This window comes from Bacillus sp. NPDC094077 (genome assembly GCF_050279465.1).
Taxonomy (GTDB): Bacteria; Bacillota; Bacilli; order Bacillales; family Bacillaceae_G; genus Bacillus_A.
In genome coordinates, this window is record NZ_JBNNUF010000009.1 from 80,643 (window position 1) to 102,507 (window position 21,865).

Sequence of the window (21,865 nt, forward strand, 5' to 3'; positions counted from 1 at the left end):
ACTCTAGCGATACATAACCTTCTTTTCCTTGATAATTAATTTTCGCCCAGCCGTTTGCTTTTCCTAGAACTGTTACTTTTTCACCATTTTTTAAGCTTCCGAGGATCGAGCTACTTGTATTCGCTGCGCTTCTTACTCGTAGACTTGTCGCATTGATTGTTCCTACTTCTTGCGTTCCGTTTGTAATGTTTTCCGCTGGTTTTCCTTCTTGTTTCCCTGCTTCTAGCTTCACAAACTCTAGCGATACATAACCTTCTTTTCCTTGATAATTAATTTTCGCCCAGCCGTTCGCTTTTCCTAGAACCGTTACTTTTTCACCATTTTTTAAGCTTCCGAGGATCGAGCTACTTGTATTCGCTGCGCTTCTTACTCGTAGACTTGTCGCATTGATTGTTCCTACTTCTTGCGTTCCGTTTGTAATGTTTTCCGCTGGCTTTCCTTCTTGTTTCCCTGCTTCTAGCTTCACAAACTCTAGCGATACATAACCTTCTTTTCCTTGATAATTAATTTTCGCCCAGCCGTTCGCTTTTCCTAGAACCGTTACTTTTTCACCATTTTTTAAGCTTCCGAGGATCGAGCTACTTGTATTCGCTGCGCTTCTTACTCGTAGACTTGTCGCATTGATTGTTCCTACTTCTTGTACTCCATTTTTAATCGTTGAATCTGGTGTTTTCGGTTGTTCTGGTGTTTTTATCTCTTCTGTATTACCACCAATTTTCACAAACTCTAACGACACATAGCCTTCTTTTCCTTGGTAGCTTATTTTTGCCCAGCCGTTCGCTTTTCCTAGAACCGTTACTTTTTCACCATTTTTTAAGTTTCCAAGGATCGAGCTACTTGTATTCGCTGCGCTTCTTACTCGTAAGCTTGTCGCATTGATTGTTCCTACTTCTTGTACTCCATTTTTGATTGTTGGTTGCTGCTTTTGACTAGAAGCATCAGGTGTTTGAATTACATCTCCAAATTTTAAAAACTCTAAAGATACATATCCTTCTTTTCCTTTATATTCAATCTTTGCCCAGCCATTTGCTTTTCCTAATACCTTTACTTTTTCATTTTTTTGAACGTAGCCAATCATTGAACTACCTAAAACCGGACTATTACGTACATTCAAACGAGTCGCCGTAACAATTCCCTCTTCTTTTTGCCCATTATTAATTGTTAATTGTTGTTTTTGTTCAACGTTTGGATTTTTATTCGAAAATCCTAAAAATTGTAATGTGACATACCCTTCTTTTCCATTATGAGAAATTTTTGCCCATTCTTTTTCCTGACCTAAAACTTGTACAATCGTTCCTTGTTTTACTGTTCCTATAACTTTACCTTGAGTTGTAGGTTGTTCACGTATATTTAAGTTTGTTGCATTTACTGTTGCTAAATTATCACTTTCTGCAAAGGCATGAGTCGAAATAAAAGATGCTGCTGTCGCTAGAAATGTACCTGTTATTATTTGTTTTGTTGTTTGCTTCATATTTTTATAAGAATATAGGAAATCCTATATTCTTCAGCCTCCCTTTTTTATCCGTCTTACTATTAATCTTAACATATCATTCCGAAATATATATTTCGAATATCTAAATACAGCCATAAAAATTGTGAACATCTTTTTTTCCATATAGTTTTTTTTGCATAAAACTCTTTTTCCTATGAAATATTACATTGGTATGTTATTGTTTATTCGCCGTAAAAATGCAAAATAAAGACCAATATCCTTCCATCTAAAAAAAACATGAAACAAATATAAAACTAAAAAGGACTTTGGATTGCATTTTATTATGCAATCCAAAGTCCTTTTTTCATCTATAAGAAAGAGTATTAATATGCTTTTCCCCAATACACCATGCGCTTAGCTTTTTTACTACAGCAAATACATTCATCAGCTAAATGTTCTTGTTCAAAAGGCATACAGCGTGAAGATACTCCAACTTCTTCTTTTAGTTTTTCTTCACAATCTAGTTCTCCGCACCACATTGCCTTAATAAAACCTTGCTTTTCGTCAGCTACTTTTTTCATCTCTTCGAAATTCGTCACACTATACGTATTCTCATCGCGAAATACTTTCGCTTTATTAAATAAAGAATGATGAATTTCCTCAAGTAATGATGGAATGCGTTCTTCTAATTGATCCATTGATATAAACTCTTTTTCCTTCGTATCTCTCCTTACGAGTACAACCTGATTCTTTTCAATATCCTTCGGACCAACCTCTAATCGAACTGGAATCCCCTTCATTTCATACTCATTGAATTTCCAGCCCGGCGTTTTATTACTAGCATCTACTTTCACACGTGCTACCTTTTGAATACGACCTTGTAACTCTGTTGCCTTTTCTAACACACCTTCTTTATGCTGAGCAATCGGTACGATAACAACCTGTACTGGTGCTACTTTTGGAGGCATTACAAGTCCATTGTTATCACTATGAACCATAATAAGTCCACCTATCATTCTTGTTGATACCCCCCAAGATGTTTGGTGTACATATTGCCACTTACCAGTACGATCTAAAAACTTAATATCAAATGCTTCAGAGAAATTCGTTCCAAAGTTATGAGAGGTTCCTGTTTGAAGCGCTTTTCCATCATGCATTAAACTTTCAATCGTATAAGTTGCCTTTGCTCCCGCAAACTTTTCTTTTTCTGTTTTTTGCCCTTTAATTACTGGTATCGCTAAGTAATCTTCACAGAAAGAAGCATATAGATTTAAAATATTTAACGTTTCAGCTTGCGATTCTTCTGCCGTTTCATGGATCGTATGGCCTTCTTGCCATAAGAATTCAGTTGTACGAAGGAATGGTCTCGTTGTCTTCTCCCAACGAACTACTGAACACCACTGATTATATAGCTTTGGTAAATCATTATATGATTGCACAATCTTTGAAAAATGCTCACAAAATAAAGTTTCAGATGTAGGGCGTACACAAAGCCTTTCCGCTAACTTTTCATCTCCACCATGTGTAACCCATGCTACCTCAGGAGCAAATCCTTCCACGTGATCCTTCTCTTTTTGCAATAAACTTTCTGGGATAAACATTGGCATATACACATTTTCATGACCAGTTTCTTTTAACTTCTCATCCATCACTTTCTGCATATTTTCCCATAAGGCATAACCGTACGGACGTAAAATCATACACCCTTTTACACTTGAATAATCAACAAGTTCAGCTTTTTTTACAATATCGGTATACCACTGAGCAAAATCTTCTTCCATCTTCGTAATGGCTTGCACTTGTTCTTTTATCATAGTCAGTCTTCCTCCTTTTGAAAATACAAAAAAGCCCGAGCCCCTAAATAGGGACCGAGCTTTGCCGGCGTTACCACCCTGATTCATACACAAAAATTGTATATGCTCTCTTTTTGATAACGGGAAATTCCCGCTGCATATGCAGAACGCAAAGGTAGGTTCCATATCGCCTTTTTAAGAATCTTTCAGCCAAGCGGATTCTCTCTCTATACAAAAAGGGTAGACATGTACTAGTCCTTTTTCATCGTTATAACGAAATAAATTTGTTGATTATCATAATACAAATTCTTTTTTAAAACAATAGCTAATTTTCTTATTTTTATATATTCTTTTCGTTTTTTGTAGTTTTATACGTAGCTTTTTCTAGAGATTTTTACAAGTTGATGTGCAATCATACCGATAAGTGTACCCAGTAGAACGAAGAAACCAATAAATCCATATCCCATTCCTTCCCATCCACCAATAACGATCATTGTAACAGGGAAGGATGCTAAACAAAGAAGTATTAAAATAAGTGCAAATATAATATCAAACGGTTTGTCTGGAAAACGTTTCTTTAGTAAATATGAAATAGCAAATACAAGGAGAATCGTGATTCCACCAATGATGTAAAATATACCAAATCCATCTAACCAGTCCATACTATTTCCTCCTTCCATACATTCCCTTATACTTATTATATGTTTAATTTTTCTGAAAATAAACATATAAATTTTATTCGGAAATATATTTTTATCACTAGGTATTAATAGTAATATATAAGAATAGGTTTTATATTACTAGGAGGGTTACTTTATGGATAAAGCATTAACTAATCGTGTCATTATTTTATCTTTCGACTGTTTATCAGCTTTAGATTTTCCTATACTACAAAAATCACCTAATTTCCAATCTCTAATAAAAAAGGGCGCAGTTGTGGAAAAAGTAGAGCCAATTTATCCTTCTGTAACATATCCAAGCCACTCAACAATCGTGACTGGTAATTATCCTAATAAGCATGGTGTCGTTAGCAATACGTTACTTCAACCAGGACGTGAATCCCCAGATTGGCATTGGTACCGAAAATCGATAAAAGGAACAACGTTATATGATGAAGCACATAAAGCAAATTTAAAGACCGCTGCCCTTCTATGGCCTGTTACTGGAAGAGCAAAAATCGATTACAATTTGCCAGAAATTTTCCCAAATAGACCGTGGCAAAATCAAGTTTTAGTGTCATTATTTAGCGGTAGTCCACTTTATCAATTAGATTTAAATCGCCGTTTTGGCCATATACGAAATGGATTATCGCAGCCTGAACTTGATGATTTCGTGCTCGCTTCGGCTGTACATACAATCCATACGAAAAAGCCAAATGTCATGTTCGTACATTTTACGGACCTAGATACACAAAGGCATTATTATGGGTTTTCATCTAAGGAAACGCGAGCTGCAATTCATAGACATGATGAACGGCTAGGAAAAATTATTCAAGCTTTAAAAGAAAGTGGACTATACGAAGAAAGTACAATTATTGCTCTTGGTGATCATAGCGCTTTAAGTGAAAACAAAGCAATTCAATTAAATGTGCTATTTCATCAAAAAGGGCTTATCTCTATAAATTCAAAAGGGAAAATAGTAGATTGGAGGGCCTATTGTCAAAGTTGCGACGGGTCTGCCTATGTATATGTGAAAGACAAAAACGATACAGATACAATCCGAGAAGTACAACTACTCCTTGAAGAACTGCTTCGAAATAAACAAAGCGGCATTGAATTTATCCTTCATGATGAAGATGCGAAGGAATGCGGTGCAGATGGTAATTGTTTATTTATGTTAGAAGCACAAGAAGGGTATTATTTCACTGAAAATTATATAGGGGATTTTATAAAAGAAATTACTCAAAAAGATGTTACTCCTAGTAAAAAATATACATTTGGAACTCATGGATACTCTCCAACAAAACCTAACTATGAAACAATTTTTATTGCTGCTGGAAAAGGTATAAAAAGCGGCGTTACCATCCCGTATATGAGACTTATTGATGAAGGACCTACTATCGCTAGATTACTCGGTCTACACTTAGGTGAAACAGACGGAGCAATTGTAGAGGATTTACTACAATTGTAAAGAACTGTGTATATATGTAAAAGTTATGTAAAAATCATCACTGTTTCTCTTTTTACAATTTTTATTTTTGTACACTATTATTAGAACAAATTTAAGGGGGAACACTATATGAAAAAAATGTCCAGACAAGAAAAAAGCTGGATATTATACGATTGGGCGAACTCGGTATATTCGCTCGTCATTACAACTGCATTATTTCCAATTTATTTTAAAGCAGCTGCAAAAGAAGCTGGACTATCTGGTGCAACTTCAACAGCCTATTGGGGATATGCAAACTCGTTCGCTACACTATTAATTTCTATACTTGCTCCTATTCTCGGCACAGTTGCTGATTATAAAGGATTTAAAAAACGATTTTTCACATTCTTCTTTGGGCTTGGTATCGTCTTTACAAGTATGCTAGCAGTTGTTCCAACATCTCAGTGGTACTTATTACTAGGATGCTATATGCTCGCATTAGTTGGTTTTGCTGGAGCAAACATCTTTTATGACGCGTTTTTAGTAGATATCACCTCTGAAGATAGAATGGACAGAATTTCTACGAGAGGGTTTGCCTTAGGTTATATTGGGAGTACAATTCCTTTTATCGGTTGTATCGCTCTTATTATTCTTGCTCAAAAAGGAACTATCCCTTTATCAGTCGGCATTGCTAGTCAAATTTCCTTCGCGATAACAGCTCTTTGGTGGGGGTTATTTACAATTCCAATGCTCAAAAACGTAGAGCAAACACACTATATTGAACGTCATCCAAGACCAATTGCAATGAGCTTCAAGCGCCTTGCTGATACGTTTAAAAATATTAAAGAATACAAAACTGTTTTTATGTTTCTAATAGCTTACTTCTTCTACATTGACGGAGTTGATACGATTATCACTATGTCCACAGCTTACGGAACTGATCTCGGGATTAGTGCAACTAATCTATTAATCATCTTATTTGTAACACAAATTGTCGCTTGTCCATTCGCTTTATTGTACGGAAAACTATCGGAAACGTTTACCGGTAAAAAAATGCTATATGTTGGTATTATTATTTATATCATTATCTGCACATATGCTTATTTCTTAAAAACGACACTTGATTTCTGGATTTTAGCAATGTTAGTTGCCACATCTCAAGGTGGTATTCAAGCACTAAGCCGTTCTTATTTTGCAAAGCTAGTACCAAAAGAATCTGCTAATGAATTCTTCGGATTTTATAATATCTTTGGTAAATTTGCAGCAATTATGGGTCCAGTATTAGTTGGGGTTACGACTCAATTGACTGGCAAAACAAACGTTGGTGTACTTAGTATTATCGTACTGTTTGTTATTGGTGGCATTCTGTTAACAAAAGTACCTGAAAATGATACTCCTGTTACACCACCTAGCTCTAAAACGAAAACGATATAAGTAAAAAGATCCCCTTCTTGTGTGAAGAGGATCTTTTCTTTATTTTTAACGATAACAACTTACAATTAAAAACTCTACTGCTTGTACAAAAATAGTTTATCAACAGTTGTTCCTAATACTTCAGCTAAACGAAATGCTAACGCTAAGCTTGGATCATATTTATTATTCTCAATTGCATTTATCGTCTGTCTTGATACGTTACACTTATCAGCTAATGCACCTTGTGAAATATTATTTTCAGTGCGTAATTCATAGATTTGATTTTTCACATTATTTCTCCTAACCTGTAAAATCATTTTTACAACACCAGTATATAATTGGCTTATATAGTTGTCAAAAGATTCCCATAGAAAAAAGGAGCAAATACGCCCCCTTACAACACTTCTTTTGAAACTACCGAGTTGGATAAATCCGTTTGATCTGCCACTTCTTTATTTAGAATATCCTCGCTTATCCTCATACGTAGCACTGGCAAAATTGCCAATAAAATAAGTGACATCGCTATACAAAATACAATAACTAATGAAGTCATTTCCTTCAATCTTCCAGCTAGAGAAGTCCCAATTAACATAGCGCCCATAAACAGTGGTAAAATTGTTCCATTTACTCTTCCAATCATATTTTCTGGTACAAGTTGAATCATAAGCGTACCGACAACGATATTGACACAAGCTAAGCAAATACCTGTGCCAAATCTCATGAAACTAGTAACCCAAAACGATGTGGATAATCCTTCTATCAAAAATGATATCGCGAGCACACTCATACCAAATACAAACATCTTTTTCGGATTTACTTTTGAAGCGAAAACCGCAGCAACAATTCCACCGATTAGCATACCGATTCCATCCGCTGCCGCCAAATATTGAACTGCTTCCTTTTCCATGCCTAAACGTTCGATCACAAGGAATACTTCTAATGGGTTCGTTAATCCAACTGATAAACCAATAATAGTAAAGGTAATTGTAATCATGCGTAAATTTTGCGTGTGAAGAACATATTTCCATCCCTCTTTTATATCATTTTTTAACGAACCTCTCACTGCCTGCTCTTGTTCAACCCACTTTGGTAAAAATGAAAGAGCGATAGCAGATAACAAAAATAAAATGATTAAACTATATAATGATGTAAATAAACCAAGTTGCGTGTACACAATTGTTCCTACAACTGGTCCGAAAATCATAAATAACGATTGTAACGTTTGATTAAACGCAATAGCACTTGCTACCTGTTCTTCCTTTACATAGCGCTTAAATATACGTGAAGATGAAGGCTGAGAAAACTGACCTACAATTGCGGAAACGAGTGTCGCAAAAAATATTGCCTGCCAGTAATCAATCTTTAACAATAAGACAATCCCTATAATAGATAGTACACTTAACACATCTCCAGCAACCATTGTTCTTTTCGGGTTCCAGCGATCTGCTAACGCACCACCAATGAACGAAAAGATAAAAATAGGTGCATATTCCATGACCGATAATAGTGACACTGAAATTGGATCATTATTCGTCCGCTCCATTACGAAATACAATAGAGCCATATTTCTGATCCAAATTGCAAATTGCTGCAAAATATCAGATGTCATAACGATCATAAATGCTCGGTTTTTTAATAAACCTTTCATTTTCATTCCCCCTTTTACAAACCGACCGTTCGGTCTAATTTGTTTTATAAGAAAAGCCGCTGACTAATTTTCAGCTGCCATCCCTTTTAACAATACATCTATTGCCTTTTTATAAATTCGTTTTAACTCGCTATAATCTAGCTCATAGTAGAGTACTCCCAGCCCTGATAATAAGCCGTTTACAATATACATAAGATCACGAGTATTATCTTCACGGAACTCTCCAGATTGTATACCTGTTTCAATTAATTTCTCGAAAATACCATATGATTCTCTAGTTAAAGCTAACATTTCATCTAGAATCTCTTTGCTTACAACTTGGCTCATAGAAAATTCCTCTATTGCATTAGAAATAGGTTGTTGTATATCCTCTACATAATATTCTGCGAGACCATATAACTTCTCTGTACTAGTACTATACAACTTCTCTTTTTCATTCCATTTTTCAAGCCAATCATACGTATGCTGTTTCACTACAAATAAAAATAATTCTTCTTTACTTTTAAAGTGATAATAAATACTTCCTTTACTTCGCCCTGTAATTTCACAAATATCTTCCATAGATGTAGCTGCATAGCCTTTTTGTGAAAACAGACTTTCCGCTTTATATGCAATTTCTTTCTTTATCTCTTCTGCGCTTTTTCTCATACTCACACCTCTTTAAACCGACCGTTCAGTCTAATATTAACAGACAAAAAACCTCTGTTGCAAGAGGCTATATTCCTTACTTAAGAAAATGTATTTTCAAACCAAACTCGAATCATGTGTATTGTTCCAAATTTAAATCCTAATTTAACAAGAAATACGCCTCCCGCAACTAATAAAAATAATGCTACTTTCCCTTTGTTTTTTACTTTCGGTTCCCTTCCCATTTCCATTCCCCTTAGTATGTTAAAAATATTAATCAAACGTTTGTTTAACTGTTATTTTGCATATGTAAGCCAACTAATCAAACGTTTGTTTAAAAAGAAATACGCCCCCTATAGGGCGTATTCTAATCAATCACCGCCACCACCATCGCAGCTACCTCCGCTATCTCCACCAAAAGACCCTCCACAATCATGTGAACCGCCATCATGCGAGCTATCATTATCCGATCCAGCAAAGAAAAATAATGGTGATGAGCTGTTAGATGAATTATGTATATTATTTTGTTTCGTAAAGTTTACTTTCTTCTTGTTTGATCGAACCGCTGTTACGATTGTTCCAATTACAACAAATAATAGTATTACAATAATAAATTCCATATAGAAACCTCCCTTAATCCTTGAATAATTGAATCGTTCTCTCTAAGTTTTCAAGTGAAATAAAGCGTGATTCACGAAGAATCTCTTTTCCATTATGAAATACTAAAATTGTCGGTCCTGTAAATACTGCATATCGCCCCGCAACCTCTTGCATGTCTTGTAGTAATATATCTATTTTCTCTACGTAATCATAATTCTCTAATACGTAATTTACTTTTCTTAACATGACATCACAAACACCACAATTTTCCGTTTTAATAAACAGAAGTACTAATTGTCGCTCTTCAATATATGTTGCCAATTCTTCTATCGTTTCAAATTTATTCATCTTATCCCTCTTAACGTAATTTACGAAATACTTTATCTTGATACATACGAAATGCTGAACTATCTTTAATCTTTCTCTTTTCCATTAACTGCTGAAACCGCAGCGTTTTTGCTGTTAACTCTTCTTGTAATTTTTTTCTCTCTTCATCATAACAGCAAGCGATTAAATCTTCTATTTTTAATATATCTTTTTGTAATTCCATTTCTGCTGGAATCATTCCAGCATTTTTTAAAATTTTATAACTCATCCTTAACTCTGGAGGTACCATTGAAAGATCTTCTAGTTGTAGTGGCTTTCCTTTTCCCGGAATATTATCAAGATCACCATTCCGTATTGCTTGTCGAATCTTTTCTTCAGCAATGTTCAAAAACACATCCACACTGTCCCCTCCCTTACATATTTTTACTATTATTTTACATGAAATTTCATCATCTTGCTACGCCATTACAAGTTGACTTCATACAATTTTTTCTCAAATTTATTTATAATGAGCCATTTCCTTCCTCACCAATCTTTCATTTTCATATTCAGTTTGTATTAAAGCCTTTTTGTATTGAGAAAATCTTTCTTAATACAATAAAGCGTTTACACTAAATCTTGCATTTGTTACGATTTAATCATCCCCAGCTCCCTTGTATAGACTTCGTGATGTCTGATCATTTTCATCTAGACGTTTCATACGTCTAGATTCACTTTGGTTTATTGGCAAATGCCTTTAAATATATCTTTTACTTTGAAAGGGGAAATGACTATGAGGTCAAAAAAATTCACACTGTTATTGCTATCTCTACTACTCTTCTTACCTCTTTTTCTCACAAATTTTATTACTCCAAATCTCGCATTAGCGGATTCACCAAAGCAAAGTCAAAAAATTGTTGGATACTTTCCTTCATGGGGCATTTACGGACGTAATTATCAAGTTGCAGACATTGATGCATCAAAGCTCACTCATTTAAACTATGCATTTGCTGATATTTGTTGGAATGGAAAACATGGAAATCCCTCCACTCATCCTGATAATCCAAATAAACAAACATGGAACTGTAAAGAGTCTGGCGTACCTCTGCAAAATAAAGAAGTTCCCAACGGTACCCTCGTATTAGGAGAACCATGGGCTGATGTCACAAAATCTTATCCGGGATCAGGTACAACTTGGGAAGATTGTGATAAATATGCCCGTTGTGGAAACTTCGGAGAATTAAAACGACTAAAAGCTAAATACCCTCACTTAAAGACCATTATTTCCGTCGGAGGTTGGACTTGGTCTAACCGCTTTTCTGATATGGCCGCTGATGAAAAAACTAGAAAGGTATTCGCAGAATCAACAGTCGATTTCCTACGTGAATACGGATTTGACGGCGTCGATTTAGACTGGGAATATCCAGGTGTTGAAACGATTCCTGGTGGTAGTTATCGTCCTGAAGATAAACAAAATTTCACTCTCCTTCTTCAAGATGTCCGAAATGCTTTAAATAAAGCAAGTGCCGAAGATGGAAAACAATATTTATTAACAATTGCTTCAGGTGCAAGTCAACGTTATGCTGATCATACAGAGCTAAAGAAAATCTCTCAAATACTCGATTGGATTAATATTATGACATATGATTTCCACGGTGGATGGGAAGCAACTTCTAACCATAATGCAGCATTATATAAAGATCCGAATGATCCAACAGCTAATACGAAATTTTACGTAGATGGAGCTATCGAAATTTATAAAAATGAAGGTGTACCAGCTGATAAACTCGTATTAGGCGTACCATTTTACGGACGTGGTTGGAAAAGTTGTGGAAAAGATAATAATGGGCAATATCAACCATGCAAACCAGGTAGTGATGGCAAACTAGCATCTAAAGGTACTTGGGATGATTATTCTACCGGTGACACAGGCGTGTATGATTACGGTGATTTAGCAGCGAATTACGTAAATAAAAATGGTTTTGTACGCTATTGGAATGACACAGCTAAAGTACCTTATTTATACAATGCAACTACAGGCACATTTATTAGCTACGATGACAATGAATCTATGAAATATAAAACAGATTATATAAAAACGAAAGGTTTAAGTGGAGCGATGTTTTGGGAACTTAGTGGTGACTGTCGCACAAGTCCAAAATATAGCTGTAGTGGTCCCAAATTGCTTGATACGTTAGTAAACGAATTACTTGGTGGACCTATTAGTCAAAAAGATACTGAATCACCAACGAACGTAAAAAACATTGTGGTTACGAATAAAACTTCAACCTCAGTCCAATTAAGCTGGACCGCATCTACTGATAATGTGGGGGTTACTGAATATGAAGTTACTGCTGGGGAAGAAAAATGGAGTACAACAACAAATAGCATTACAATTAAAAACTTAAAACCTAATACGGAATATACATTTGTAGTCATAGCAAAAGATGCTACTGGGAATAAATCACAACCTAATTCTATTATTGTAAAAACAGATGACGCTAACACAACACCTCCTGGCGGAAATGGTAATGCTACGTTTTCAGTCACTTCAAATTGGGGAAGTGGTTACAACTTCTCGATTGTAATCAAAAATAACGGAACGACTCCTATTAAAAACTGGAAATTAGAATTTGATTATAACGGCAATTTAACACAAGTTTGGGATTCTAAAATTAGTAGTAAAACAAATAATCATTATGTAATTACGAATGCAGGATGGAACGGTGAAATTCCTCCTGGTGGATCCATTACAATCGGTGGCGCAGGAACAGGAAATCCTGCCGAAATTTTAAATGCCGTCATTAGTGAAAGCTAAACGTAACACCCGTTAATTATTTCATTAAAGTTTGAATTTAGGTTTGAACGCTCTCTCTCCTAAATTCAAACTTTTAATTTTATAAAAATCACAAATTAATATTACATTAACTGATTATAATTATATTTAGTTTCTAATATGAAGTTCGTGTGAAGTTCACCTGAATTTTACATGAATTTCCTGTAAGTTCTATTGTCTTCCCATACTAATCACATTATCCTTTACATATAGGAATTATTTTTATTCCGTTTCAAACTATCTGTATATACAAAAAAGATAGTGGCCTATTAGGGAAAGGCATCTAGTATTATTATAAATATAAACATAACAAAAGAAAAAGCACGCTTATAAGCGCACCATAAGAGTGCTTCTTCATACAATTCTCATGTAAGAGTTCTCGAAAATCATGTTAATCACAAAGAAAAAGCATTAGCTCATAAAAGCTAATGCTTTTTCTTTATTCATATTGCTCAACGTTCCATTCTTCTATATTCCATACTTTCGTTATCCACGATTCATAGAAAGAAGGCTCATGTGAGACAATTAAAACGGTTCCTTTATATTGTTGTAACGCTTCCTGTAAAGCCATTTTAGTTTCTATATCCAAATGATTAGTCGGTTCGTCTAAAATTAAAACATTGCTTTTCGTTACGATAAGTTCACATAAACGTACTTTCGTTTGTTCCCCACCGCTTAATAAACAAATAGGTTTTAACACGTGTTCTTCTTTCAATCCACACTTTGCTAATGCTTGACGTACTTCTTTCTTTGTCATATCTGGTCGTTCTTCCCAAACTTTCTCTAACGGCGTTATTTCTGAAGCAAGCTCTTCCTGTGCAAAATAAGCAGGATTTACTCGTTCCCCAACAGAAATTGAACCGCTTAATGGCTTTATTTGCCCTAATAATGTTTTTAATATTGTCGTTTTTCCAATACCATTATGACCAACAATGGCTATCTTTTCCCCTTTTTTCACTTGCAAATCCAATTCTGGAAATAACGGATCACTATAGCCTATCCTTAGTTTCTCAGCCTGTAATATACGACTCACTGGCTCAGCATAAACATTAAAATCAAAACGGGACTGGGGTACATTATTAATCTTTTCAACCTTTTGCATTTTCTCCAATACTTTCTCTCGACTTTTTGCTTGTTTCGCTTTTCGAATTTTATTTTTTTGAATAAATGTTTCTAATTGGGCAATTTCTTTTTGTTGTTTCACATACGCCGATTGTAATTGTTTCCTTTGCAATTGATAACTTTGCAAAAACTTTTCATAATCTCCTACGTACCGCTTAACTTTCCGTTCTTCTAGATGATAAATAACATTCGTAATATTGTTCAAAAATACTTCGTCATGCGAAATGATAATATAAGCTTTTTCATACATTTTCAAATACGATTGCAACCATTCTATATGTGCTGTATCTAAATAGTTTGTTGGCTCATCTAGCAATAAAACATCCGCTTTTTCTAAAAGAAGCTTCCCAAGTAATAACTTTGTCCGCTGCCCTCCGCTTAACTTTGAAACATCTTTTTCCAACCCTATTTCAAACAAACCTAAACCGATTGCTACTTCTTCAATTTCTGTATGAATTTGATAGAAATTAGAGCTTTCCAATATAGTTTGTAATTCTCCATACCTTACTAACAGTTTTTCTACTTCTCCTGCTCCAGCCATCTCTTCTGCAATTTTTAACATTTCACATTCAATCGCATACAAATTAGAAAATGCACTTTGCAAGTATCCTTCAATTGTTATCCCTTGTTGTAAATCTATATACTGCTGTAAAAATCCAACCTTCACATGTGGAAACCATTCAATGTTCCCGTCATCATGTATAAGTTCTCCTGTTAAAATCCTTAACAATGTTGATTTTCCAATTCCATTTTTCCCTACTAACCCAACATGCTCGCCCTTTAATAGTCGAAAGCATGCATTATATAAGATGGTTTTCTCACCATACGAATGACTTAAATTTTCTACTGTTAATATACTCATTTTTTTCTCTCCTTTACTTATGATTCATAAGCTAAATAGAGAGAACAACAGTATAAGACCTTATTTAATTATACATATAAAAAATGGGTAAGGTGAATACACCTTACCCATTACATATTATCGTAAAAAAGGATTAAGGTTCTTTACCTGCTGTCTTCAATTTAGCTTAATCGTTAAAAATGGGCAGACTTCTCCCGTCTTAAGCTAAAACCATTTGAAGAACAGTTGATAAAGTCATTTTATCCTTTCACTCCTTTAACATTTGTTATATTAAGAGTATAAACTACTCTGTTATATTCTATTCTCTATTTTTTCTTTTGTTCCTTCTCATTCTTTTCATGTTCTATAAAAAAAGCTCTTACCAGCAATTATCTTAAAATCTGGTAAGAGCTTTTTCTATTTTTTCATATAAGGAGCTAATACTCTTAAAATCTCTTCCTTATCCTTCTTTAACTCAAGTGATGTTAACATATCCATCGTTCGCGGTCGAGGTAATTCCACTTGCACCTCGCCAACTATTGATGCTGGTCTTTGAGATAAAATAAATACGCGATCAGAAAGTAAAATGGCCTCATCTAAGTCATGGGTAACCATAACGATTGTTTGCTTTTCTTGGTGCCAAGAGTTTAAAAGCCAGCTGTGTACTTCCATTTTTGTAAATGCATCTAATTTTCCAAAAGGCTCATCAAGCAGCATAATTGGTTTTTCACATAAATATGTGCGAAGAAAGCTAATTCTTTGGCGCATACCACCAGATAGTGCATCTGGATAATGATCCGCGTATTCATCTAGCTCAAACTGCTTTAATGCTTCCATTCCTTCTGTTAACCTTTTCTTTTTAGATTTCCCTTCAATCTCCAACGGAAGAACAATATTTTGTAAAGCCGATCGCCACGGTAATAATAAATCTTGTTGCGGCATATAGCTTACCACATCTTGTTTTTTCACATGTTCCTCGTTATAAAATACCTCTCCGCTCGTTGGCTCTTCAACACTCGCGATCATATTTAACAATGTGCTTTTCCCACAACCACTTGGACCTACAAAAGAGACAAACTCTCCCTCCTGTATAGAGGCACTAATATTTTCTAATACATTCTTTCCATCGAAAGATTTCACAATATCTTTTATTTGTAATCCGCTCATTTTTCACTTGGAAGGAATTCATTTGTAAAAGCATCTTTTACATCAATTTTCTTTTTAATAACTTTGTTGTCATATAAAAAATTCATGTAATTCGTCCAAACTTCTTCCTTCTGTACTCCCCACGCTTTTGCATCATCTTGATACTTCGTACTTAACCACTTTTGACTTTCTTGTACTAATTCTTTATTCACATCTGGAACAGCTTTAATTAAAATATCAGCAGCTTCTTTCGGTTCTTTAATTGCGAAATTATAACCTTCTGTCGTTGCAGTCATAAACTTTTTCACAAAGTCTTTATCTTGCTTCGCATGCTTTTCACTTGTAATAATAACTGGGCTATAGAAATCAAGCGCTGGATCTAGATCCTTCACCATAATTGTATTTAACTCTTTTCCTTGACGCTTCGCTTCAATGCCATCCCAACCGTAATAAATCCATTCGAAATCTGCATCACGGCCGATTGATTTAAAGAAGTCTGTTTGTCCAAGAATAATTTTTTCGACTTTATTAAAATCAGCTTGATGTTTCTCCATAATCGTTTTTAACGTCGCTTCTTCTGCTGGTCCTCCCCAGCCGCCATAACGTTTACCCTCAAAATCTTTCGGTGACGTCATATTATCTTTTTTAAGCGATGCAAAGGCCGAAGTATTATGCTGAATAATCGCTCCTACAGACACAACTGGGATTCCTTCAACACGAGCTAATGTTACATTTTCCTGTGCACTTATCGCAAAGTCTGCTTTCCCAGAAGCAATCATCTGCTCTGCTGTTACATTGTCACCAGGCTGAATAATTTCTACATCTAATCCTTGTTTTTTATAATAGTCCTTAGTCTTCGCTACATATAAACCAGTATGGTTTGTATTTGGAAACCAATCTAATACTATTTTTACTTTTTGATCTTTACTTGCACTTTCTTCTTTCTTCGCCGGATTACACCCAGCCACACCTACCGCTAATAAGGTAGCTAACATAACTTTTAAACCTTTTTTCATTTTCTGCCGTCCTTTCTATATATCCATGGTGCTGTTATTCTTGCCATAAATTCCACAATAAAATACAGGCATAATGTCACCATGACGATAATTGCTGCAACACCAAATACTCGGGCAGTTAAAAAGGATTTTGTAGCTCTCGTAAGCATAACCCCTAAACCTTCACTTGCACCGAGCCATTCCCCGATAATCGCCCCCATTACGCTATATGTAACTGCAATTTTCAAACCTGAGAAAAAGTATGGAAGCACTGCTGGAAACTTTACTTTCTGATAAACTTGCCATTTCGTTGCTTTCATTGTTTGTAACAGTTTCAACATGTTTTTATCTACTGTTTGAAAACCTTCTAAAATGCTAAGAGCAATAGGGAAAAAACAAACGAGTATGACGACCATTACTTTTGGCAACATCCCATAACCAAACCAAATAATAAATAACGGCGCAAGTACAACGATTGGAATCGTTTGCGAAATAACGAGCAATGGGTTTATTAAAATACGAAATAAAGGTATAACGTCCATAATAATTGCGATGCTCGTCCCAAGTAAAATCGCAAAGAACAGTCCGATTATAACTTCCTGTAACGTTTGCATCGTATTTGGTAATAGTAAATCTTTCATTCCAATTAATTCTTGAACAATGGCAGAAGGCTTTGGTAAAATCCACGGTTCAATTTTAAATAATGAAACAGATCCTTCCCATATCGCAATGAGAAGGATAAGCCAAATGGTTGTAATTATTTTAGATTGCTTCTGGTTTTGCATATTCATCACGGTACTTCCAAACCTTTTCATCTATCGTTACACCAGTGCTTGGACGATAATGGATTTTAATAGAAGTAATCACTTCTTCAGCTCCAGCATCGACGCATGCTTGTTGCGCACGTTTAACGACATCAAGAAGTACATCTAATTCTCCTTCCAGCGTTGTTTCCATTGCCCCTACTTCATAACGCACTCCCGATTGTTGTACAACTTCAATTGCTTTATCAACAACAGAATATACATCTTTTGTTTTCGCTTGCGGTACTACTGAAAATGACATTGTAACTTGTTGTGACATAATAAAATCCCCCTTATGAAATTAAATTTTAAAACAAGAAAAGGCTTTCCTACTGCGTAGGAAAGCCTTGTATGCAAGTTATTATAGAATAACATATGCTACATCACTTTAAGTAACTCCCTACGCTGGCATTATCCAGATCAGGTTGAGGGTCGATGTTTACTTACATCCTCTCAGCCAATTGGCTCCCCGGTCCTTAATTCGTTTTCATTGTAGCATGATTTATTTTATTGAACAAACTAAACCATGCATATTCATTTCATTATTTTTGGAAAATATCCAACTTTTTCAGCATGAGCTAATAACTGCTGAATAAATTGTTTATTAATGGCTGGCACTACCAGTTCTTTTTTCTTAATCCATTCATTCGTTCTACGAGTACCCATTACGATTTCAGATTGCTGCGCTCCATCTCCTGCAACTTGAGAAGCAATTAGTTCTGCTATTACTTCATCTTCTTTCGCTAACTTAAGTCCAGTATCTATATATTGCGAGAGTGAAACCATTTCAAGGTTATATCCACATTCCTCAATTAGCTGTATAAAATGTTCAAATTCAATTTGATGCGGATGACAAATATGTAGCGTTTCCCCTACAATTTGTGCATCTTGCAAATACGCTACAATTGATTTACTAGCAAAATCAATTGGTGTAAAATCGATTTTCCACTTCACATTTGGAGCTTGTCCAATGAGTAACATCGCTTTAATAAGACGATAAAATGCATTTCCTTCAATATTTTGTTGGAATACACCTGTCTCTGAATGACATGCTAAATTACCTGCACGATAAATATTCCCTTGTATGCCGCCCTTCAAAGCTTCACGAACAAGATTTTCCGCCTGTAGTTTACTATCGGAATACACACTCTCTAACTCTACATTATAATTAAAATCACCAGTTTCCATATATGTATCCCATTGCTCTATTGCCAATTCTATCGGAATACCAATTGTTGAAATAAAGTGGAATGTTGCCCCTTCTTCCGTTAATGCTAGCATACGGCTTGTTCCATGAACGTTTACATTTGTAAACTGAGCTACATCTCCAAAGTGCCTTACATCTGCACCACAATGAATTACCGTATCAACTTTGGAACGAATAAATTTAAATTCTTCTTCATTCATACCAAGATACTCTGCTCCAAGATCACCAGGAACTGCTGTTATACGTTGTAGCCATTCTTTGCTTATATCATTAAAGTAACCTGTTAATGTATTAACAATTCTTTGTTGTATATCTTGCGTTGGTCTTACTAAGCAATAAATATGTGCTGTTGTATCTTTTAGTAACTCATACAATATGTGCGAACCTAAATAACCTGTAGCTCCCGTTAAAAAGATATTTGAAACTTTACCATTTTTCACCTCATTTATATGTGAAATTGGCTCTGGCTCATGAATTACTTTATATTCACGGAATACTTCTTCTTCCTCTACTTTTAATTCCCTTTGAATTTGTGCTAACCCATATATTGTTCTTTCCTGGAAGAAGTCTTGAATTGTTAAATGCGGGAAATCTTCTTTTAACAAGGTTAAAACTCGTAACACCTTCAACGAATGCCCACCAATTGTAAAGAAATCATCATGAACACCAATTCTCGAGATTCCTAATACATCAATCCAAGCTTTTGCTATTTTCTCTTCCGCTTCAGTAGATGGGGCAATATATTCTTGTAAACGAACTGGTTCATAGTCTGCTTCTAGTTGTGCTAATCGCTTCACATCAACTTTTTTATTTGGTGTAAGTGGCAGTTCATTAATATAGATTAATTTGGATGGCACCATGTAATCTGGTAACTGCTCTTGTAACTGATAGACTAATTCTGGTATTTCCTTTTTATCCAAAGTTGTATAGAATGCAATTAAATATTGGCTACCTTCCTTACTTTTCTTAGCAAAAACAGCATTTTCTTTTACATTATGATTTTGAGAAATTTTGCTTTGAATTTCTCCTAATTCAATACGATGTCCTCTGATCTTTACTTGATCATCTTTTCGGTGTAAAAATTCTATATTTCCATCCTCTAATAACTTAACTACATCACCTGTTTTATATATTTTAACTATAGGATTAAATGGATTTGGAACAAAAGCCTCAAGTGTTTTTTCAGGCTTATTAAAATACCCTTTTGCTAGTCCTACTGAATCTATATGCAATTCACCAGGTACACCAATTGGACAAAGATTCATATTCTCATCCAAAATCATAACTTGATAATTGGCACATGGCTTACCAATTGGAATACTCGCAACATCCTCATTCAGCTGACCAGGTATTTGATAGGTTGTCGTCACTACAGTACATTCTGTTGGTCCGTATACATTATGAATTTCAACATTTGTACCTATTCTTTCTCTCCATAATTTAATAACCTCTACAGGCAACATTTCACCGCCAATAGCAATTCTTTTTAAGGAAGCTAGCTTATATACATCTTCTTCTGCTAAATAAGTTGCTACTTGTCGAACAAAAATTGTCGGCAACGCCAAAATTGAAGTTGCTTTTACTTTATAGATTGCATTTGCAAATGCTTCTACAGACAATCGCTCCTCCTCTAATAATACATATAAGTTTCCTCCACAGAATAAAGAAGCAAATGACTCCCATACAGAAGCATCAAAGCTAAAGGAAGGAAATTGTGCAAAGACATCCTCTTCTGTCAATTCATATTGCCTTTGCATCCAAGTATATAGATTAACAACTCCTCTATGTGCTAACATCGTTCCCTTTGGATTTCCTGTTGAACCAGATGTATAAATCATATATGCTACATCATCACAATGAATAGACAACTTTACATCTGTAGCTTCACAAGTTTCACTATCATAAATTGATACAGTTTGAACCCCATCACATGTTATAGGCGTTTCCTTCATCAAAATAACTTTCGCTTGGCTATCTTGAATAATGTACTGAATTCTACTTTCTGGATAATCTGGATCAATCGGAACATACGCTGCACCAGCTTTTAATATAGCTACCATACTTACTACTGTGTCTATGCTACGTTTCATAAATATTCCAACATAGTCTCCTAATTGCACACCGTTTTTAATTAACATATGAGCTATTTGATTACTTTTTTTATTTAGCTCCTCATAAGTTAAAGTATCTTCCTTCGAAGATAAAGCTATGCGATTCGGAAATTGAGTAACAGTATTATAGAACATATCGACGATACTTTTCTCAGGATATACTACTGTCGTATCATTCACTTGATTATAAAGTGCCATCTCGGCCTCTGTAATAATATTAAAATGATTTATATACTTACTTGTATTTTGTAATGCATCAATTAAAACACCTTGTATTTGTTGTGCATAACGAATACTCGTTGTCTCTTTCCAATTAACACTATTAAATATCATTTCTACACTTTGCATATTTTTATTGAATACAAATTGTAACGTATTTTTGTCTTGTAACTCATAATACATTTCACCAATAATAATAGGTGAAATTTCAGATGATTTATTATTGTTTTGAAACTCTGCTATTTCTTCCTCATTCATTTCTTGGATTTGTTCTACTTGCTCTACAATCTGCAAATTCAAACTTTCATAAGAGAGAAAATTAGAAACTTCAATAGTAATAGGAAATAAACTTCCTCTTGTATGATAGAGCACGATAATGTGCTTTTCTTTAGAAATATGATATAACCACGTTGCAGTTGCTCCTATTAAATCTACAATATGTGTCAGTTTTGGAAATGGTATAGTTTTTCTTTTCATTCCAAACTCTATCTCTTGCACATCTTTAGGTATTTTAATACTTCCTTCTACTCTTCCTAAAAATTCTTTTACCATCTCATTATAAGAAATCGCTAATTTCATATTTATGTAAATTCCTCTCCTAAATATAATAAAGGTGTGAAAATTCACACCTTTTTCATCCCGTATTAACGGGCAGATTGTTTCAACTCATAATCAGAG

Annotated in this window: 19 protein-coding genes, 1 riboswitch and 1 other annotated feature; of the genes, 3 read left to right on the forward strand and 16 right to left on the reverse strand. The window is 34.8% G+C overall.

Annotated elements, in window-relative coordinates; genetic code table 11:
- The 3 genes from ACQKNR_RS20335 to ACQKNR_RS20345 all read right to left on the reverse strand — a co-directional run.
- Positions 1 to 1,471 (reverse strand): SH3 domain-containing protein (locus ACQKNR_RS20335; protein WP_427320035.1); only part of this gene is annotated, 1,471 nt, incomplete at its 3' end.
- A gap of 344 nt (positions 1,472 to 1,815) precedes the next feature.
- A complete protein-coding gene (gene proS / locus ACQKNR_RS20340; RefSeq protein WP_427320037.1) occupies positions 1,816 to 3,246 on the reverse strand; it encodes a proline--tRNA ligase in 1,431 nt (476 codons plus the stop codon).
- A gap of 46 nt (positions 3,247 to 3,292) precedes the next feature.
- Positions 3,293 to 3,500 (reverse strand) — a binding site (T-box leader).
- A 93-nt stretch (positions 3,501 to 3,593) separates the two neighbouring features.
- On the reverse strand, positions 3,594 to 3,887 hold the full coding sequence (locus ACQKNR_RS20345; RefSeq protein WP_427320039.1) for a YesK-like family protein: 294 nt from the start codon (positions 3,885 to 3,887) through the stop codon (positions 3,594 to 3,596).
- A 154-nt stretch (positions 3,888 to 4,041) separates the two neighbouring features.
- On the opposite strand from ACQKNR_RS20345, the gene ACQKNR_RS20350 reads away from it, so the two are divergent.
- Both ACQKNR_RS20350 and ACQKNR_RS20355 read left to right on the forward strand, forming a co-directional pair.
- Positions 4,042 to 5,355, forward strand: a complete 1,314-nt coding sequence (locus ACQKNR_RS20350) for an ectonucleotide pyrophosphatase/phosphodiesterase (RefSeq protein ID WP_427320041.1) — start codon at positions 4,042 to 4,044, stop codon at positions 5,353 to 5,355.
- 108 nt (positions 5,356 to 5,463) lie between these two features.
- The gene (locus ACQKNR_RS20355) at positions 5,464 to 6,747 is read left to right on the forward strand and encodes an MFS transporter (RefSeq protein ID WP_427320042.1); all 1,284 of its coding nucleotides are present in this window, start codon (positions 5,464 to 5,466) and stop codon (positions 6,745 to 6,747) included.
- Positions 6,748 to 6,821: 74 nt separating this feature from the next.
- Here ACQKNR_RS20355 and ACQKNR_RS20360 read toward each other — a convergent pair whose 3' ends face one another.
- From ACQKNR_RS20360 to ACQKNR_RS20390, 7 genes are all read right to left on the reverse strand, one after another.
- On the reverse strand, positions 6,822 to 7,073 hold the full coding sequence (locus ACQKNR_RS20360) for a helix-turn-helix transcriptional regulator (RefSeq protein WP_427320237.1): 252 nt from the start codon (positions 7,071 to 7,073) through the stop codon (positions 6,822 to 6,824).
- A gap of 47 nt (positions 7,074 to 7,120) precedes the next feature.
- Entirely contained in the window at positions 7,121 to 8,374 is a 1,254-nt protein-coding gene (locus ACQKNR_RS20365; protein WP_427320044.1) for an MFS transporter, read from the reverse strand.
- 63 nt (positions 8,375 to 8,437) lie between these two features.
- Positions 8,438 to 9,022, reverse strand: coding sequence for a TetR/AcrR family transcriptional regulator (locus ACQKNR_RS20370; protein WP_427320046.1), 585 nt, complete (start codon positions 9,020 to 9,022; stop codon positions 8,438 to 8,440).
- An 80-nt stretch (positions 9,023 to 9,102) separates the two neighbouring features.
- On the reverse strand, positions 9,103 to 9,246 hold the full coding sequence (locus ACQKNR_RS20375; RefSeq protein ID WP_427320048.1) for a histidine kinase: 144 nt from the start codon (positions 9,244 to 9,246) through the stop codon (positions 9,103 to 9,105).
- Between the two features lie 126 nt (positions 9,247 to 9,372).
- Positions 9,373 to 9,621: a hypothetical protein gene (locus tag ACQKNR_RS20380; RefSeq protein WP_427320050.1), complete on the reverse strand. Its 249-nt coding sequence runs from the start codon at positions 9,619 to 9,621 to the stop codon at positions 9,373 to 9,375.
- Positions 9,622 to 9,634: 13 nt separating this feature from the next.
- A complete protein-coding gene (locus ACQKNR_RS20385) occupies positions 9,635 to 9,949 on the reverse strand; it encodes a thioredoxin family protein (protein WP_427320052.1) in 315 nt (104 codons plus the stop codon).
- A gap of 10 nt (positions 9,950 to 9,959) precedes the next feature.
- Positions 9,960 to 10,328, reverse strand: coding sequence for a DUF1992 domain-containing protein (locus ACQKNR_RS20390; protein ID WP_427320054.1), 369 nt, complete (start codon positions 10,326 to 10,328; stop codon positions 9,960 to 9,962).
- A gap of 372 nt (positions 10,329 to 10,700) precedes the next feature.
- Between ACQKNR_RS20390 and ACQKNR_RS20395 the strand changes: the two genes are divergently transcribed.
- Positions 10,701 to 12,725, forward strand: a complete 2,025-nt coding sequence (locus ACQKNR_RS20395; protein ID WP_427320056.1) for a glycosyl hydrolase family 18 protein — start codon at positions 10,701 to 10,703, stop codon at positions 12,723 to 12,725.
- Positions 12,726 to 13,182: 457 nt separating this feature from the next.
- Here ACQKNR_RS20395 and ACQKNR_RS20400 read toward each other — a convergent pair whose 3' ends face one another.
- The 6 genes from ACQKNR_RS20400 to ACQKNR_RS20425 form a co-directional block, all read right to left on the reverse strand.
- On the reverse strand, positions 13,183 to 14,727 hold the full coding sequence (locus ACQKNR_RS20400; protein ID WP_427320058.1) for an ABC-F family ATP-binding cassette domain-containing protein: 1,545 nt from the start codon (positions 14,725 to 14,727) through the stop codon (positions 13,183 to 13,185).
- A gap of 396 nt (positions 14,728 to 15,123) precedes the next feature.
- Positions 15,124 to 15,873, reverse strand: a complete 750-nt coding sequence (locus ACQKNR_RS20405; RefSeq protein WP_427320060.1) for an ABC transporter ATP-binding protein — start codon at positions 15,871 to 15,873, stop codon at positions 15,124 to 15,126.
- Positions 15,870 to 16,868 carry an ABC transporter substrate-binding protein gene (locus tag ACQKNR_RS20410; protein ID WP_427320062.1) on the reverse strand — a complete coding sequence of 333 codons (999 nt, stop codon included), beginning with the start codon at positions 16,866 to 16,868 and terminating at the stop codon, positions 15,870 to 15,872. The genes ACQKNR_RS20405 and ACQKNR_RS20410 overlap by 4 nt, the downstream gene beginning before the upstream one ends.
- Positions 16,865 to 17,638 (reverse strand): ABC transporter permease, encoded by a 774-nt coding sequence (locus ACQKNR_RS20415; RefSeq protein ID WP_193413928.1) that lies wholly within the window; start codon positions 17,636 to 17,638, stop codon positions 16,865 to 16,867. Before ACQKNR_RS20415 ends, ACQKNR_RS20410 begins: the two co-directional genes overlap by 4 nt.
- Positions 17,610 to 17,930, reverse strand: a complete 321-nt coding sequence (locus ACQKNR_RS20420; RefSeq protein ID WP_000082906.1) for an MTH1187 family thiamine-binding protein — start codon at positions 17,928 to 17,930, stop codon at positions 17,610 to 17,612. The genes ACQKNR_RS20415 and ACQKNR_RS20420 overlap by 29 nt, the downstream gene beginning before the upstream one ends.
- A 100-nt stretch (positions 17,931 to 18,030) precedes the next feature.
- Positions 18,031 to 18,132: riboswitch (TPP riboswitch) on the reverse strand.
- A gap of 52 nt (positions 18,133 to 18,184) precedes the next feature.
- Positions 18,185 to 21,766 carry an amino acid adenylation domain-containing protein gene (locus ACQKNR_RS20425; RefSeq protein ID WP_427320064.1) on the reverse strand — a complete coding sequence of 1,194 codons (3,582 nt, stop codon included), beginning with the start codon at positions 21,764 to 21,766 and terminating at the stop codon, positions 18,185 to 18,187.
- Positions 21,767 to 21,865 lie beyond the last annotated feature (99 nt).

Coding starts and splice junctions, on each gene's coding strand:
- ACQKNR_RS20355 (WP_427320042.1), top strand. CDS start 5,464: ATGAAAAAAATGTCCAGACAAGAAAAAAGCTGGATATTATACGATTGG.
- ACQKNR_RS20425 (WP_427320064.1), bottom strand. CDS start 21,766: ATGAAATTAGCGATTTCTTATAATGAGATGGTAAAAGAATTTTTAGGA.
- ACQKNR_RS20350 (WP_427320041.1), top strand. CDS start 4,042: ATGGATAAAGCATTAACTAATCGTGTCATTATTTTATCTTTCGACTGT.
- ACQKNR_RS20410 (WP_427320062.1), bottom strand. CDS start 16,868: ATGAAAAAAGGTTTAAAAGTTATGTTAGCTACCTTATTAGCGGTAGGT.
- ACQKNR_RS20375 (WP_427320048.1), bottom strand. CDS start 9,246: ATGGGAAGGGAACCGAAAGTAAAAAACAAAGGGAAAGTAGCATTATTT.
- ACQKNR_RS20400 (WP_427320058.1), bottom strand. CDS start 14,727: ATGAGTATATTAACAGTAGAAAATTTAAGTCATTCGTATGGTGAGAAA.
- ACQKNR_RS20385 (WP_427320052.1), bottom strand. CDS start 9,949: ATGAATAAATTTGAAACGATAGAAGAATTGGCAACATATATTGAAGAG.
- ACQKNR_RS20345 (WP_427320039.1), bottom strand. CDS start 3,887: ATGGACTGGTTAGATGGATTTGGTATATTTTACATCATTGGTGGAATC.
- ACQKNR_RS20395 (WP_427320056.1), top strand. CDS start 10,701: ATGAGGTCAAAAAAATTCACACTGTTATTGCTATCTCTACTACTCTTC.
- proS (WP_427320037.1), bottom strand. CDS start 3,246: ATGATAAAAGAACAAGTGCAAGCCATTACGAAGATGGAAGAAGATTTT.
- ACQKNR_RS20415 (WP_193413928.1), bottom strand. CDS start 17,638: ATGAATATGCAAAACCAGAAGCAATCTAAAATAATTACAACCATTTGG.
- ACQKNR_RS20420 (WP_000082906.1), bottom strand. CDS start 17,930: ATGTCACAACAAGTTACAATGTCATTTTCAGTAGTACCGCAAGCGAAA.
- ACQKNR_RS20365 (WP_427320044.1), bottom strand. CDS start 8,374: ATGAAAGGTTTATTAAAAAACCGAGCATTTATGATCGTTATGACATCT.
- ACQKNR_RS20370 (WP_427320046.1), bottom strand. CDS start 9,022: ATGAGAAAAAGCGCAGAAGAGATAAAGAAAGAAATTGCATATAAAGCG.
- ACQKNR_RS20380 (WP_427320050.1), bottom strand. CDS start 9,621: ATGGAATTTATTATTGTAATACTATTATTTGTTGTAATTGGAACAATC.
- ACQKNR_RS20405 (WP_427320060.1), bottom strand. CDS start 15,873: ATGAGCGGATTACAAATAAAAGATATTGTGAAATCTTTCGATGGAAAG.